Here is a 923-nt window from a genome sequence, read left to right as displayed (position 1 = left end):
TGGTTAAAAATTCCATAAATATACTATTCTTGGATGCACTCTGTTTCTCTGCAGAACTTATGATGACGTACCCTCCCATATCTCTTTGCGTCGCACGCATACATTCCTTCGTTCGGTCTAGTCATAAGGCAGAGGCCGGCTATGCTCCAGCAGGGACTTGAAGTCGAATGTCGCGGTTGTGCCAGCTCTCTATGTCATCCAACTAAGTTAATAACTAATGAAATGGTTCACGCTGCCGTTTGAAGAACAGTCAGGTCTTGTATCATGCGTTCTGACTGAAACATCTGTTTCTTCGTACAGAGGCCATGTGCGATTTTTAATAGTTTGCCACATAAGACCACCATGGCTTCTTTCTTTCTTAAAGGGTTTACTGGGCGTTCAATATAATAATGATACAGTGCCTTAAAGGCAGGATTGTAACGAATCATAGGCAAGATGGCTCGGAAGAGGGCTGCACGCAATTTTCTGCGTCCTCGTTTAGAAATCTTCTTTTGTCCCTTTTGTTCACCCGAGGAGTTCTCCCGTAATGTCAGTCCCGCTAGTTTGATAATTTGGCGTGGACTATGAAAGTTAGTGAACGGCCCTACCTCTGATAACAGCTCGACGGCTGTATTGGGGCCGACCCCCTCGATAGATACCAAAAAGAGATAATCGGGCATATTCTGAGCGATTTCTTGTAACCGTTCTGCCAGTAATTCATACTGTTGTTGAACGAGTCTATATTGCATAACCAAGGTATGAATCTCAAATCGAGCCATCTCCAGGCCTTCGGTCAACCCGATCGAGATTTCAGCGGCTTCCTTGAGTTTTATTATTTTGGGAGAAGAGACACACTTTAACCCATCCACCTCTTTGTAGAAAGGGAGTAGCTCCGCCACTTCTTTTTCTCGAAGGTCCTCTGGTAATGGTGTTTTCTCCAGCAC

At 44.7% G+C, this 923-nt stretch carries 1 protein-coding gene; it reads right to left on the bottom strand.

Translation table 11 applies throughout. The features are described 5' to 3' along the window. Positions 1–227 precede the first annotated feature (227 nt). Positions 228–923: transposase (locus tag HF876_RS18715; RefSeq protein WP_169361559.1), on the bottom strand; the 696-nt coding region annotated here is incomplete at its 5' end.

This window comes from Psychrobacillus sp. BL-248-WT-3 (assembly GCF_012843435.1).
Taxonomy (GTDB): Bacteria; Bacillota; Bacilli; order Bacillales_A; family Planococcaceae; genus Psychrobacillus.
Note: the sequence above shows the minus strand (reverse complement) of the source record. Positions and strands in the feature narration are given on the sequence as shown.